A 15,196-nucleotide genomic window follows, 5' to 3' on the forward strand; every position below is an offset into this window, starting at 1 on the left:
CCCGCCGTCTTGGGAGGAGCACAGCCCGTCAGATCCATTTCCGTCATCAAAAAAGCGGCCTCCAAGGGCCGCTTTTTTGATGACGGCTCGTCCGTGGCCCGATGCCCAAGGTCTGGGCCTAGGGCTTGGCCACCGCACTCACCTGGGGCTGCTCCTGCCAGCGAACCCCCTGTGCATCCAGCGCCGCCAGGAGCATCTGAGCGGCCTCCATGACATCATCCGCCGGGCCCTTGATGCCCAACTCCACCTCACGACAGCCCGCCTGGGTGGATGGCAGGCTGGACAGGCGAATCCCGGGGAAACGCTCCATGACCGCCTCCATGATCGACACCAGGTCCGATTCCGGCGTACCACTCACCAGCACCAGTCGCTCGATCACCGGCACCTTGCCGAACAGATGGGTGTAATGAGTATCCAGCACCCATTCCACCATGGGCCAGGCCATGTTGGGAAAGCCCGGCACACAGTGATGATGCTGCATGCTGAAACCCGGAATGCGGTTCACCGGGTTCGGAATCAACGAGGCCCCCGCAGGCAGCTCCGCCATGCGGATGCGATGCGGATAGGCCGACTCCCCGAAACGCTCCTCCAGAATGGCCACTGCCTCTGAATGCAGGGTGAGATCCACGTTGGCGGCCCGCGCAAAGCACTGCCGGGTACGGTCGTCAGGCGTGGCCCCGATGCCACCAAAACTGAAGACCACGGCACCGCTGGCCAGGGTCTGGCGGAGATGCTCGGTCAGCAAATCGGCATCATCACCTACAAAGCGCGCAGAGGACAGCTCCAGGCCCCGCTGGCTCAAGGCCTGGATCAGGAACTCCATGTGCTTGTCACGACGCTTACCGGACAGCAGCTCGTCACCGATGATCAGGGCGGTGATATGCACGCCATCCCCCACTTCAGTTCTTCGCGCCCATGGCCAGGGCCCGCTCCCGTGCCTGTTCCCCAAGTTCCCGCCTGGCTTCGTAGTCATAACCTGTATCCGCCTCCGGCCAGCCTTGAATATGACGCAGGATCAGGTCGGCCAGTGCGTCGGTATGGTCGCGCCGTGTATTCAGGGAGGGAATGTAGCTGAAGCGTTCGCCGCCAGCTTCCAGGAAGGCCTCGCGGCTTTCATCGGCGATCTCCTCCAGGGTTTCCAGGCAGTCGGCCGAGAACCCGGGGCAGACCACATCCAGGGATTTCACGCCCTGCTCCGGCAGACCGGTGATGGTCTCCGAGGTATAGGGCGTCAGCCACTGCTGGCGGCCAAAGCGAGACTGGAAGGCCACCTGCCACTGGTGCTCGGGCAGCCCCAGATTTTCTGCCACCAGGCGTGCCGTGGTCTGACAGTAGCAGTGATAGGGGTCTCCCTGGTCCAGGTAGTCCCGGGGAATGCCGTGGAAGGAGAACAACAGGCGCTCGCCCTGGCCGTTGGCCTGCCAGTGCTCGCGGATACTGTCCGCGACCGCCTGAACATAAGCGGGATCACTGTGATACCCCATGATGAAACGGAGTTCGGGCACCCAGCGCCAGCGACTCACCTCGTGGGTGACCGCATCGAAGGTGGAACCGGTGGTGGATGCGGCATATTGCGGGTAAAGCGGCAACACGAGGATGCGCCGGGCACCGGCGCGGCGCAATTCTTCCAGACCGGCGCGGATGGAGGGATTGCCGTAGCGCATGGCCACAGCCACCTTCACCGGACCGGGAAGGCGCTCCGCCATGCGTTCTGCCACGGCGGCGCCCTGCGCACGCGTGGTAGTCAGCAGCGGCGAGCCGTCTTCGCCCCAGATCTGGGCATATTTCGCGGCGCTCTTGCGAGGGCGCGTGTTGAGGATGAGGCCATTGAGCAGCAACCACCACAGGGGGCGCGGCGCCTCCACCACCCGCGGATCCCAGAGGAACTCCTTGAGATAGCGCTTGAGTGCCGCCGGCGTGGGGGCATCCGGAGTCCCCAGGTTGGTGATCAGGATTCCCAGACTCTGGGGGCTCCCATGACGATAGTCCGGCTCGCCAATATAGGTCATGGTACGTTCTGCTTTTTGGTTTGAAGACAGCCCCGAGGGCGAACGATCCGCTGAGGTTTCCGCCGACTCGTCCTTGCGACGCGTTACCGGGGCATCAAGATCGACCGCTTCTCTGTACAACTCAAGAGCCATATGGACTCATCCCCCAGAACACAAGGCGAGACTGTAAACCGACACGCGTCGATTCACCAGAGTTCAGGCGCCATGCTTTGACTTGGTTTCGGTTTTGTCGCATTCCGCCCCGGGAAGCGACCCGGCGTGACTGCACTACTGTAAGGCCCTGAGGCGTAGCGGACTGGTCCGCGGAAAATGCGCCTGCAGGAATTCCATCTGATCCGCCAGCACCCGCCGTCCCTGCAGGTAGATGTATTCGGCATGGGTGGGCACGAAGGGCACGGCCAGCAACTGCATGACGGCCTGTTCCGGTGTGCGACCCGCCTTGTGATTGTTGCAACGCTTGCAGGCCGTCACCACGTTACTCCAGTGATCCTGCCCCCCCTGACTGATGGGGGTGACGTGATCCCGCGACAGATCCCGGTACGGGAAGGGATGGCCGCAGTACAGGCACAGGTGAGCGTCGCGCTTGAACAGGGCCGAGTTGTTGAGCGGTGGCACGTAGCGCTCACGTACTGCCCTGTTGGTGCCGTAGGTGGCGATGATGGAGTTCACCTCCACCACGCTGCGGCGCCCGGAGCGTGCATTGACACCCCCGTGAATACGGTAAAGCACCGCGCCGCAGGTAAACGCCACCTGTTGAGCGTGATAAAGCCGCACGGCCTGCTGATAGTCGATCCACTCCATCGGCATGCCTGAAGCATCAGTGCGAAGCACCTGCTGAGTGAACTCGTACACCCCTGCGCCCCCCGGAGGTTATACCGGCACGTCATGACTCTGCCCCAATCCCGCCCAGAAAGCAATTATCAAGCCGCCACACCGCCTCGAAACGCGCCCCGGACAGAGCTTTGATGTTCAAAGGTCGGCAAAATTCCGCTACCATGCCCTGTTTTTGGGCACATCCCGGAAAAATTCAGTAAAGCTGGGCCTGACGGCCCCCCGAATGGTCAATATTCACCCCAGAACCGTTGCAGTCCTATAACGCCAGGATCGGTCGACCGCCGGCCATTATCCCTGCACGGGCAGACGGAGTTAAGCCATGCCGATCAAACTTGCAATACCCAAAGAGACCGACCGCGGTGAGCGGCGAGTTGCCCTGGACCCTTCGGTGGCCTCCCGATTCGCCAAGATGGGTCTCGAGGTCATGATTCAGAAGGGGGCGGGTGCCGAGGCTCAGTTCCCCGACGAGGCCTACGCGGATGCCCGCGTGGTGAACGATGCCAAGGCCCTGCTGGGCGAAGCGGATATCGTCGTGAAAGTGGCACCACCCAGCAAGGAAGAAGTGGAAATGATGAAGGACGGCGCCATGATCGCCGGCTTCTTCCACGCCCACAAGAACCCGGAAGTGGTCAAAGCCATGCAGGAGAAGAAGATCTCCAGCTTTGCCATGGAACTGATTCCGCGTATCTCGCGTGCCCAGAGCATGGACGCGCTGTCTTCCCAGGCCGCCGTGGGCGGCTACAAGGCCGCGATCATGGGGGCGGATCTGTCCTGCCGCTTTTTCCCCATGCTGACCACGGCAGCCGGCACCATCCGCCCGGCCAAGGTCGTGGTCATCGGCGCCGGCGTGGCCGGCCTGCAGGCCATCGCCACCGCACGCCGTCTGGGCGCCATGGTGGAGGCCTATGATGTGCGTTCGGCCACCAAGGAGCAGGTGGAATCCCTGGGCGCCAAGTTCCTGGACCTGGGCGTGAAGGCCGAAGGTGAAGGCGGCTATGCCCGCGAACTCACCGATGAGGAAAAGGATAAGCAGCAGGAGGCCCTGGCCAAGTTCATCAGTCAGGCCGACGTGCTGATCACCACTGCCGCCATCCCCGGCAAGCCCTCCCCCATGCTCATCCCGCAGAAGATGGTGAACGGCATGAAGTCCGGTGCGGTGATCATCGACCTGGCCGCCGAGGGCGGTGGCAACTGCGAACTCACCAAGCCCGGCAAGACCATCAACAAGGGGGGGGTCACCATCCATGGGCCGCTCAATGTGGCCAGCCAGGTGCCGCTGCACGCTAGCGAGATGTATGCCAAAAACCTGCTCAACTTCCTCACCCCCATGCTGCCCGAGGGCAAGCTGGAGCTGGACTGGGAAGATGAGATCATTGCCAAGAGCTGTCTCACCCACGAGGGTGAGATCAAGCACGAAGCGACCCGCAGCCTTGTAGAAGGAGGTCAATCATGATCGAGGGTTTCGTCGCACTCTATATCTTCATGCTCGCCGCCTTCACCGGCTACGAGGTCATTTCCAAGGTGCCGGTGATCCTGCACACACCATTGATGTCCGGCTCCAACTTCATCCACGGCATCGTGCTCGTGGGCACCATGGTGGCCCTGGGCCAGTCAGAGACCGGCCTGCAGCAACTGGTGGGCTTCGTGGCCGTGATCCTGGCCGCTGGCAACGCCGTGGGCGGGTACGTGGTGACCGAGCGCATGCTTGAGATGTTCAAGTCCAGCAAGGGGGCCAAGTAAATGAGCTTTATCGTCAATCTCGCCTACTTTGCGGCGGCCATCCTGTTCATCATCGGCCTGAAGCAGATGGCTTCGCCGGTGACCGCCCGACGCGGCATCATCTGGGCCGGCTGGGGCATGGTCATCGCCACCGTCGTGACCTTCCTGCACCCCCAGGTGATCGGCTTCGTCAACTATCTGCTGATCATCGCCGGTATCGGCATCGGCGGCGGCCTGGCCTGGTACACGGGCAAGCGCGTGCCCATGACCGACATGCCGCAGATGATCGCCCTGTATAACGGCATGGGCGGCGGGGCCGCGGCCGGTATCGGCATCGTGGCCCTGATGGGCTCTTACAGCATGAGCTGGACGATCCAGTTCATTGCCGTGGCCGGTGTGATCATCGGCTCCGTGGCCTTCTCCGGCTCTCTGATCGCCTTCGGCAAGCTGCAAGGCCTGATCAAGAAGTCGCTGCGCTTTGACATGCAGCAGAAGATCAACCTGGGCGTACTGGGTGCCACCGTGCTGCTGGGCATCATCATCGCCTTCAGTGGGGCCGAAGTGAACGGCACTCTGCTGTTCCTGTTCGTGCTGCTGGCCCTGGCCTTCGGTGTGCTGATGACCATCCCCATCGGCGGCGCCGACATGCCGGTGGTCATCTCCCTGTACAACGCCCTCACCGGCCTGGCGGTAGGCCTCAAGGGCCTGGTGCTGGACAATGCCGCGCTGATGATCGCCGGTATCGTGGTGGGTGCCGCCGGCACGCTGCTCACCCAGCTGATGGCCAAGGCCATGAACCGGCCTTTGACCAACGTGCTGTTCTCCTCCTTTGGCGAAACGCCCAGCGGCGAGCAGGAAGAAGTCAGCGGCAGCATGAAGGAGATCGAGGCCTCCGATGCCGGCGTGATGATGGCCTTTGCCAACAAGGTGATCATCGTCCCCGGTTACGGCATGGCCGTGGCCCAGGCACAGCACAAGATCTGGGAACTCACCCAGCTGTTGCAGGAACGTGATGTGCAGGTGAAGTTCGCCATCCACCCGGTGGCGGGTCGCATGCCCGGTCACATGAACGTGCTGCTGGCCGAGGCCGGCGTGCCCTACGACGTCATCTATGATCTGGATGAGATCAATAACGAGTTCAAGACGGCCGATGTGGCCGTGGTGATCGGTGCCAACGACGTGGTCAACCCCGTCGCCCGCTCCAACCCGGAGAGCCCGATCTACGGCATGCCCATCCTCAATGCCGACGAAGCGAAGAACGTCATCGTCATCAAGCGCGGCAAGGGGGCGGGTTTCTCCGGCGTGGAGAACCATCTGTTCTACGCCGACAACACGCGCATGCTGTACGGCGACGGCCAGAAGGTAGCCGGTCAGCTCATCTCCAGCATCAAGGAAATGGGCTAACCCTCTCGAGGGTTGCCAGCTTGAGGAGCCCGGGCCTTGTGCCCGGGCTTTTTTTTGGGCGCAAGGAGAGTTAACGTGAACGAGGCAAGGTTCAGCCACAAACACTCCCTTCTCCCCCGAGGGGGAGAAGGGCCGGGGGTGAGGGGGCAAGGCAGGCACGGTGCCGGCCCTCCCCCTCACCCCAACCCCTCTCCCCGCAGGGTAGAGGGGCTTGGTAAGTCACCCTCTTTCATCGTCGAAATGCCTCACTACCGTGATGCATGAGATTCAGGGTGCCAGTCCCCGGCCTTGAGTCATCAGGTGCATGCCGAGTTCATCCCCCCCCACCATCGTTCAGGTCGCCGTGCCCACGCCACTGCATGGGCATTTCGACTACCTGCCCCCTGCCCAGGGCCCGCTCCCCCCGGTGGGTGGGCGGGTGCGGGTGCCCTTCGGGCGACGCCGGATCGTCGGGCTGGTGGTGGGGCATGGGCAAGGCTCGGCGCTGCCGGATGCCCGGCTCAAACGCATCGAGGCCGTGCTCGACGAGACACCGCTGCTGGACGCCCCGCTGCTGAACCTGCTGCGCTGGGCCGCCGACTATTATCACCACCCCCTCGGCGAAGTGATCAGTGCCGCCCTGCCCCAGACCCTGCGCCAGGGCAAGCTGGCCATCGCCCGAGGCATCGAACGCTACCATGTCACTGAGTCCGGCCGGACCATCGCCCCCGACAGCCTCACCCGCGCCCCCCGCCAGGCATCGGTGCTGCGTCGCCTTCAGGCAAATCCTGAAGGAATCACCCTGGAGCAATTGCGCGAAGGTCAGGACACCGATCCGCGCGCGGCCCTCAGGGCCCTGATCGACAAGGGACTGGTGGAGCGACATCACCAGCCCTGTCTGGAACCGCCCCGGAATGAACGCCCGGACGCACCGGCACTCAATGCGGCCCAGCAGGCCGCCGTCTCGAGTATCACGGAAAGCCTTGGGGGCTTTACGTGTCATCTGCTGGAGGGGGTGACCGGCAGCGGCAAGACCGAGGTGTATCTGCACGCCATTGAACAAGTGCTGGAACGCGGCCTGCAAACCCTGGTGCTGGTACCCGAGATCGCCCTCACCCCTCAACTGCTGGAGCGCTTTCGCCAGCGCCTGGCCACCCCCATCGCCGTGCTGCATTCCAGCCTGAACGAGGGTGAACGTCACTGTGCCTGGCTCTCGGCCCGCGGCGGCGAGGCCGGGGTGATCATTGGCACCCGCTCGGCGGTCTTCGCACCCTGGGCCCGCCCGGGACTGATCATCGTGGACGAGGAACATGACGCATCCCTCAAGCAGCAAGAGGGCTTTCGCTATCACGCTCGGGATCTGGCCGTGATGCGCGGGCACAGGGAAGCCGTGCCGGTGGTGCTGGGCTCGGCCACCCCTTCGCTGGAGAGCCTGGGCAACGTGGAGCGGGGGCAGTATCAGAGAATCGAACTCCCTGGCCGCGCCGGGGGGGCGGTGGCACCCCATCTGAAGGTGCTGGACGTGCGGCAACAGTTCATGGACGAGGGGCTGTCCACAGCCCTGCTGGATGCCATGCAACGCCATCTGGATGCGGATGGTCAGGTGTTGCTGTTCCTCAACCGGCGCGGCTTTTCCCCAGCCCTGATCTGCCATGATTGCGGCTGGGTGGCTGACTGTCACCGCTGTGACGCCCGCATGACCTGGCATGCCGGCGCGCATCAGCTGCGCTGTCACCATTGTGGTCACGAGACCGGGCTTCCCGCCCGCTGCCCCTCCTGTGGCAGCCCCCTGGCCCCGCGGGGGCAGGGTACGGAGCGTATCGAACAGGCTCTGCACAAGCACTTCCCCCACCACCCTGCCATTCGCATCGACCGGGACAGCACGCGCCGCAAGGGATCGCTTGAGTCCGCCCTGGAGGGCGTGCGCGAGGGCCGATTCCGCATCCTGGTGGGCACGCAGATGCTGGCCAAAGGGCATGATTTCCCCAATGTCACCCTGGCTGCCATCCTGGATGCGGATCAGGGCCTGTTCAGTGTGGATTTCCGTGCCGTGGAACGCCTGGCACAGACCATCATCCAGGTGGCGGGCCGCTCGGGTCGTGCCCTGCGGGCCGGCGAAGTGCTGATTCAGACCCACCAACCGGATCACCCTCTGCTGTCCAGCCTGCTGGGCGGTGGCTACAGGGCCTTTGCACGCACCGCTCTGGCGGAAAGACGCGAGGCCAACCTACCCCCTTATGCCTCCCTGGCCCTGCTGCGGGCCGAGGCCGTGGACGCACAAACACCCCTGGCCTTTCTGGAGCAGGCGCGGGATCATCTGCAGACGCTGTCGCTGCCAGGAATTCATCCCTGGGGCCCGGCGCCCGCCCCCATGGAACGACGTGCCGGGCGTTATCGAGCGCATCTACTGCTGCATGCGCCCCGGCGGCAGGATCTGCAGCGCGCCCTGGGGCCCTGGCTGACAGCGCTGGCCCGCTTGCGGGGTGCCCGGCAGGTGCGCTGGTCCATCGATGTGGACCCGGCGGATCTCACGTGACGGGAGCCCCGATCCCTCAGGCTTCGCCAAGCCCTGCCCGGGTCGTTCGCGAACGACCCCTACAAGGCCCGGTCAACCCCTACACCCCCAACCCGTACGGGTCGTTCGCGAACGACCCCAGCAAGGTCCGGCAAACCCCTACACCCCAACCCGTACGGGTCTTTCGCGAACGACCCCAGCAAGGTCCGGCAAACCCCTACACCCCCAACCTGTACGGGTCGTTCGCGAACGACCCCAGCAGGCACGGTAAACTCCTACATCTCCGACCCTGTACGGTCGTTCGCGAACGACCCGTACGGCGGGCAATACCGCCCGGGTTTGCCCCAAGGTATTCACCCACCCCACCAACCCCGGTAAAATCTGGCCAGCAAATCAGGCCCTTCGCCCCAATCTCGGATACCCAAAACCTTGAAACCGCAACTCCAGGCCCTTCTCGAGCAATCCCTCCAAGCCCTCAAGCAAAGCGGCGCCCTCAATGAGGGGCATCATGTGGAGGCGCAGCTGACCCGCACCCGGGACAAGGCCCATGGTGACTTTGCCACCAACCTGGCCATGCAACTGGCCAAACCCATGGGCTCCAGGCCCCGGGACGTGGCCCAGACCCTCATTGATCATCTACCCGAGTCGCCATTGGTGGAAAAGGTGGAGATTGCCGGACCAGGCTTCATTAACCTGTTCATCAGCCAGGCCGCACGGCTGGCGGTAATCACCCAGGTGCTGGAATCCGGCGAAGACTACGGTCGCAGCCATCTCGGGGAAGGCAAGCGCGTGCAGGTGGAATTCGTCTCTGCCAACCCCACCGGACCGCTGCACGTGGGCCATGGCCGCGGAGCCGCCTACGGGGCCGCTGTGGCGGATCTGCTGGAGACCGTTGGCTTTGACGTGCACCGGGAATACTACGTCAATGATGCCGGCCGGCAGATGGACATACTGGCTTCCAGCGTGTGGCTGCGTTACCTGGAACGCTGTGGCGTCGACTTCCACTTCCCAGCCAACGGCTACAAGGGCGACTACGTGCGCGACATCGCCGACACCCTGTTCCAGGAGCACGGCAAGGACTACGCCATCAGCGCCGAGGCGCTGATGAGTGGCCTGCCCGCCGACGAGCCCGACGGCGGCGACAAGGAAATCTTCATCGATGCCATCATCCGCCGCGCCCAGGAAGCCCTGGGCGAGAACCGGTACCGCTACGTCTTCGAATTGGGCCTGAACAGCATCCTTGATGACATACGCGATGATCTGGGAGAGTTCGGGGTGCACTACGACACCTGGTACTCGGAGCGTTCGCTCACTGAAAAGGGATCCGTGAACCGCGCCCTGGACATCTTGCGCAATCATGGTCAGGTCTACGAAAAAGACGGTGCCCTATGGTTCCGCTCCACCGAATACGGCGACGAGAAGGATCGCGTGGTGCAACGCGACAATGGTCAGACCACCTATTTTGCCTCGGACATCGCCTATCACATGGAGAAGTTCGAGCGCGGTTATGACCGGGTGATCGACGTGTGGGGGGCCGACCATCATGGCTACGTGCCCCGGGTGAAGGCTGCCCTGCAGGCACTGGGCCAGGATGATGCCCGCCTGGACGTGCTGCTGGTGCAGTTCGCCATCCTCTATCGCAGTGGGGAGCGAGTGCAGATGTCCACCCGCTCGGGCAGTTTCGTCACCCTGCGCGAACTGCGCGACGAGGTGGGCAAGGACGCGGCACGCTTCTTCTACGTGATGCGCCGCTGTGAACAGCACCTGGACTTCGACCTGGACCTGGCCAAGTCCGAATCGGCAGACAACCCGGTGTACTACATCCAGTACGCCCATGCGCGAGTCTGCAGTGTGCTGCGGCAGATGCAGGCCAAGGGGCTGAGCCACGACCTGGCCAACGGTCAGTCCCATCTGGCGCGCCTCACGGAAGACCATGAGGCCGCCCTGCTCGGCAGCCTGGCCCATTACCCGGAACTGGTGGAATCCGCCGCCCTGGCCGAGGAGCCCCACCAAGTGGCCAACTACCTGCGGGATCTGGCCAATGACTTCCACACCTACTACAACGCCCATCAGTTCCTGGTAGACGATGCAGACCTGAGAGACGCCCGCCTGAACCTGATCCTGGCCGTGCGCCACGTGCTCGCCAATGGCCTCAAGCTGCTGGGCGTTTCCGCACCCGAGGAGATGTAATGGCCCGCAACACCCGACGCCAGGCCAGCCGACGCAAGCCGCCACCGCAGGAGACGGCCCCCCTGCCCGGTTGGGTTTGGGGTGTGGCCGGCCTGGCCATCGGCCTGTTTGCCGCCCTTCTGGTCTACCTGGAAACTCAAGGCTCAGTGCAGGAACCATCACCCCAGGCTCGCGTGGAACAGGCCCCACCGGCGGGGCCGGAAACGGAATCACGGCATCGGTTCGAGTTCTACACCCTGCTCCCGGAACTGGAAGTGGTGGTTCCCGAGCCCCGCGTGGATCCGCCGTCGGCCCCGGGCGGTGAACCTCCACCGCCCTCCCGGGTAGAGGAGCCCGGCGAGTACATTCTGCAGGCGGGCTCGTTCAGGGGTTCCCAGGACGCTGACCGCATGCGTGCCAGCCTGGCCATGCTGGGGGTGGAAGCCAGCATCCGTCAGGTGGAAGTGAACAACGACACCTGGCACCGGGTCCAGGTGGGGCCCTTCAGCGACCTGGATCAACTGAACCGCATCCGCGATCGTCTGCATGACAATCAGATCCAGACGATGATGATGAGAAAGCCCGGATCCGGTTGAAGCCCCTCCTGGCCCCTCTCCCCCTCGGGGAGAGGGGTTGGGGTGAGGGCCGGCCCAAGGCAAAATAGGCGCCATGTCCACCCCCTCCCCCGACACCCTGCTATCCCGCCTGCCCCATTGCCTGGCTCCCGACCGCCCTACCCTGGCCAAGGATGTGGACCGCCTGCGTCGCCGCCTGAACGCCGGCAAACCCGCCGATCGTCTTCAGACTCGGCTTGAGCAACGCATCCAGGCCTCCACCCAGGCCCGTGAGCAGCGCCTGGCCACGCTGCCCAGACCCGATTTCCCCGAAGACCTGCCCGTCAGTGCGCATCGGGACGAGATCGCTCGGCTCATCGACAAGCATCAGGTGGTGGTCATCTGTGGCGAGACCGGCTCCGGGAAGACCACGCAACTCCCGAAGATCTGTCTGTCCCTGGGCCGGGGCGTGGATGGCCTGATCGGCCATACCCAGCCACGACGCATTGCTGCCCGCTCCGTGGCCAACCGCATTGCCGAGGAGTTGCATGGTCGGGTTGGCGAGACGGTGGGCTTCAAGGTGCGCTTTTCCGACCACGTGGGCCCGCAAAGCCACATCAAGCTCATGACCGACGGCATCCTGCTGGCGGAAATGCGCTCGGACCCGGACCTGACCGCCTACGACACGCTGATCATCGATGAGGCCCACGAACGCAGCCTCAACATCGACTTCCTGCTGGGCTATCTCAAGCGCCTGCTGCCCCGTCGGCCCGATCTCAAGGTGATTGTCACCTCTGCCACTCTGGCCCCGGAGCTGATCGCCGGGCATTTCAATGACGCCCCGATCTATACGGTGCCGGGGCGCACCTACCCGGTGGAAACCCGCTATCGCCCGGTCACCGGCGAAGAGGATGCCGAGACCGACCGGGATCTGAACGATGCCCTGCTGCAGGCCGTGGATGAACTGGCTGCGGAGGGGCGTGGCGACATCCTGGTATTCCTGCCCGGTGAACGGGAGATCCGCGAGGCCGCCGAGGCCCTGCGCAAGCATCACCCCAAACACACGGAGATCCTGCCCCTGTACGCCCGGCTCTCGGCGGCAGAGCAGAACAAGGTATTCGCTCCCCATACCGGCCGCCGCGTGGTGCTGGCCACCAACGTGGCCGAGACCGCGCTGACCGTGCCCGGGATCCGCTACGTGATCGACTCAGGCCTGGCTCGGGTGGCCCGCTACGCCTGGCGCTCACGGGTGCAGCGATTGTCCCTGGAGCCCATCTCCCAGGCCTCGGCCAACCAGCGGGCGGGGCGCTGCGGCCGGCTCGGACCGGGCATCTGTGTACGTCTGTATTCCGAAGAGGACTTCGGGCTGCGGCCGGAATACACCGATCCTGAGATCCTGCGCTCCAATCTGGCGTCGGTCATCCTGCAGATGGCCCATCTCAACCTGGGTGATCCGGAGCAGTTCCCCTTCGTGGAACCCCCGGACACTCGCCTGATCCGCGATGGCTTCAAATTGCTGGAGACCCTGCAGGCAGTGGATGGCGCTCATCGAATCACCGAAGTGGGTCGGCAACTGGCCCGATTGCCGGTGGACCCCATGCTCGGCGCCATCCTGCTGGCGGGCGCCCGTGAACAAGCCCTGGCAGAGGTGAACCTGATCGTCGCCATGCTGGCCATCCAGGATCCGCGGGAACGCCCCGCTGAGAAACGCCAGGCGGCCGACGAGGCCCATGCCTGGCACCGGGAACCGGGTTCGGATTTCCTGGGCTATCTGAATCTGTGGAAGGCCTGGCGGGAGCAGTCAAGGCATTTGTCCCAGTCCAAGCTGCGCGCCTGGTGCCGGGAGGAATTCATCTCGTTCATCCGCATGCGCGAATGGCAGGACCTGCACGGCCAGTTACGCCAGCACCTGACGGAGATGGGGCTCAAGGAGAATCAGGAACCGGCCGATCCCGCCGCCATCCACCGGGCCCTGCTCACCGGCCTGGTCAATCAGATCGGCGTGAAGACCGAGCGCGGGGACTACCTGGGCGCACGCAACCGGCGATTCCACATCCATCCGGGGTCGGGCCTGTTCAAGGGCTCGCCAGGCTGGGTGATGGCGGCGGAGATCGCCGAGACCACGCGGGTGTATGCACGGGAATGCGCCGCCATCCGCCCGGAATGGCTGGAGCAGGTGGCCGGCCACTTGCTCAAACATCACTATTTCAACCCCCACTTCGAGCCTCGGCGGGGCACCGTCGGCGGCTACGACCGCATCACCCTGCACGGCCTGATCATCAATCCCAAGCGCAAGGTGAACTATGGGCGCGTGGCCCCGGAGGACGCACGCCGGGTGTTCATCCGCGAGGGCTTGGTGGCCGGGCGCCTGCGCAGCCGCGCCGATGCCCTGACCCATAACCGGGACCTGATCCGGGAGATCGAGGACCTGGAGGCCAGAGGCCGGCGCCGGGATCTGCTGGCCGATGAGCAGGTGCTATACGACTTCTATGACAGCCGTATCCCCGACCGGGTGCATGACGCCGCCTCCTTCGAGCGCTGGCGCAAGCAGGCCGAGCGGGAGGACCCGGCCATCCTGCACCTGGACCGGGACACCCTGATGCAGCGCGAGGCCCCGGCGCTGGATGCACAGCAGTTTCCCGACTCGCTGCACACCGGCGGGCTGCGCTTGCCCCTGAGCTATCACTTCGATCCCGCCCACGAGGCCGACGGCGTCACCCTCACCGTGCCACTGGCCGCCCTCAATGCCCTGGATCCCGACGTGGGGGACTGGCTGGTCCCCGGCCTGCTGGAGGAGAAGGTCACTGCGCTGATCAAGAGCCTGCCCAAGGCCCTCCGGCGCCATTTCGTGCCGGCCCCGGAGTTCGCCAAGGCCGCTCGGGGGCGCATGAGCGAGCCGCAGGGGCCGCTGATCCCGGCCATCAGCCGGGCCCTGCGGGAGATCACCGGCACCGACATCCCCCTGGATGAATGGCATCCGGAGCGGCTCGAACCCCATCTGATCCTGCGCTACCGGGTGGTGGATGGCAAAGGGGGTGAACTCACCGCCGGGCGGGATCTGGAGGCCCTCAAGGCCGAACTCTCCGGCCATGCCCAGGAAAGCTTCGAGGAGCACCGCCCGGAGGGCTTCGAGCGCGAGGGGATCACCCAGTGGGACTTCGGCCCCCTGGAGGAATGGGTGGAGTTCGAGCAGCACGGGGCCACACTGAGGGGCTACCCCGCCCTGGAGGATCGGGGCGACAGCGTTGCCCGGGTGATCATCGACAGCCCCGTGCGGGCCCGGGCCACCCACCGGGCCGGCCTGCGTCGGCTGTTCATGCTGGGGGTGCGGGACCAGGTGAAATACCTCTACCGCCACCTGCCCAACATCCAGCGCCTGTGCCTGCAGTACAACGCGGTGGATCGCTGCGAGGTCCTGAAGGATGACCTGGTCTTCGCCGCCGTGGAGCGGGTGTTCATGGCCGAGCCCTGGCCCTGTGACGCCGAGACCTTTGAAGCACGCCTGGAGGCCGGGCGCAGTGAACTGGTGGGGCAGTGCAACGAACTGTGTGAACAGTTGGGCACGATCCTGGAGGCGTACCAGGGCATCCGCTCACGCTTGAAGGGTGCCCTGCCCCTATCCTGGATCGAGGCGGCAGGCGACGTGCGGGATCAACTGGATCACCTGATCTATCCCCACTTTGTGCTGCACACACCACATGAGTGGCTGGCTCGCTATCCTCAGTACCTGGCCGGCATCGAGCGTCGCCTGGAGCGCCTGGATCAGTCCCCGGACAAGGACCGCCGCGCCCGGGTGGACATCGAACCCTTATGGGACGATTGCAAGACCCGCCTCAAGGCCGGCGTACACCCCGACAGGGAGCAGGAGTTGCAACGCTATCGCTGGCGCATCGAGGAGCTACGCCTGTCGCTGTTCGCCCAGGAGATCCGCACGGTTGAGAAGGTATCGGTGAAGCGCCTGGAGGAAGACCGCAAGGCGCTCGACCGGGCTTAACGGAAAAGGGGACGAGGAA

General features: G+C 64.6%; 10 protein-coding genes. 7 read left to right on the forward strand and 3 right to left on the reverse strand.

Annotated elements, in window-relative coordinates; translation table 11 throughout:
• Positions 1 to 118 precede the first annotated feature (118 nt).
• The 3 genes from LPW29_RS04245 to LPW29_RS04255 form a co-directional block, all read right to left on the reverse strand.
• The gene (locus LPW29_RS04245) at positions 119 to 886 is read right to left on the reverse strand and encodes a competence/damage-inducible protein A (protein WP_238627006.1); all 768 of its coding nucleotides are present in this window, start codon (positions 884 to 886) and stop codon (positions 119 to 121) included.
• A gap of 13 nt (positions 887 to 899) precedes the next feature.
• On the reverse strand, positions 900 to 2,009 hold the full coding sequence (hemH, locus tag LPW29_RS04250) for a ferrochelatase (protein WP_090255328.1): 1,110 nt from the start codon (positions 2,007 to 2,009) through the stop codon (positions 900 to 902).
• A gap of 267 nt (positions 2,010 to 2,276) precedes the next feature.
• Positions 2,277 to 2,816 carry an HNH endonuclease gene (locus tag LPW29_RS04255; protein ID WP_238627007.1) on the reverse strand — a complete coding sequence of 180 codons (540 nt, stop codon included), beginning with the start codon at positions 2,814 to 2,816 and terminating at the stop codon, positions 2,277 to 2,279.
• Positions 2,817 to 3,162: 346 nt separating this feature from the next.
• Between LPW29_RS04255 and LPW29_RS04260 the strand changes: the two genes are divergently transcribed.
• The 7 genes from LPW29_RS04260 (at position 3,163) to hrpA (ending at position 15,177) form a co-directional block, all read left to right on the forward strand.
• The gene (locus LPW29_RS04260; RefSeq protein WP_238627008.1) at positions 3,163 to 4,296 is read left to right on the forward strand and encodes a Re/Si-specific NAD(P)(+) transhydrogenase subunit alpha; all 1,134 of its coding nucleotides are present in this window, start codon (positions 3,163 to 3,165) and stop codon (positions 4,294 to 4,296) included.
• Complete coding sequence (locus LPW29_RS04265) at positions 4,290 to 4,583, forward strand: NAD(P) transhydrogenase subunit alpha (protein WP_177169978.1); 294 nt, start codon at positions 4,290 to 4,292, stop codon at positions 4,581 to 4,583. The genes LPW29_RS04260 and LPW29_RS04265 overlap by 7 nt, the downstream gene beginning before the upstream one ends.
• On the forward strand, positions 4,584 to 5,966 hold the full coding sequence (locus LPW29_RS04270; RefSeq protein ID WP_238627009.1) for an NAD(P)(+) transhydrogenase (Re/Si-specific) subunit beta: 1,383 nt from the start codon (positions 4,584 to 4,586) through the stop codon (positions 5,964 to 5,966).
• A 304-nt stretch (positions 5,967 to 6,270) separates the two neighbouring features.
• The gene (locus tag LPW29_RS04275; RefSeq protein WP_238627010.1) at positions 6,271 to 8,481 is read left to right on the forward strand and encodes a primosomal protein N'; all 2,211 of its coding nucleotides are present in this window, start codon (positions 6,271 to 6,273) and stop codon (positions 8,479 to 8,481) included.
• A 408-nt stretch (positions 8,482 to 8,889) separates the two neighbouring features.
• Positions 8,890 to 10,650 carry an arginine--tRNA ligase gene (gene argS, locus LPW29_RS04280; RefSeq protein WP_238627011.1) on the forward strand — a complete coding sequence of 587 codons (1,761 nt, stop codon included), beginning with the start codon at positions 8,890 to 8,892 and terminating at the stop codon, positions 10,648 to 10,650.
• A complete protein-coding gene (locus tag LPW29_RS04285) occupies positions 10,650 to 11,225 on the forward strand; it encodes an SPOR domain-containing protein (RefSeq protein ID WP_090255300.1) in 576 nt (191 codons plus the stop codon). The genes argS and LPW29_RS04285 overlap by 1 nt, the downstream gene beginning before the upstream one ends.
• A gap of 73 nt (positions 11,226 to 11,298) precedes the next feature.
• Entirely contained in the window at positions 11,299 to 15,177 is a 3,879-nt protein-coding gene (gene hrpA, locus LPW29_RS04290) for an ATP-dependent RNA helicase HrpA (protein WP_238627012.1), read from the forward strand.
• The last annotated feature ends 19 nt before the right edge of the window (positions 15,178 to 15,196 follow it).

Origin of the sequence: Ectothiorhodospira sp. 9100, from assembly GCF_022227565.1 — a bacterium.
In the GTDB taxonomy this organism is placed as follows: Bacteria; Pseudomonadota; Gammaproteobacteria; order Ectothiorhodospirales; family Ectothiorhodospiraceae; genus Ectothiorhodospira; species Ectothiorhodospira marina.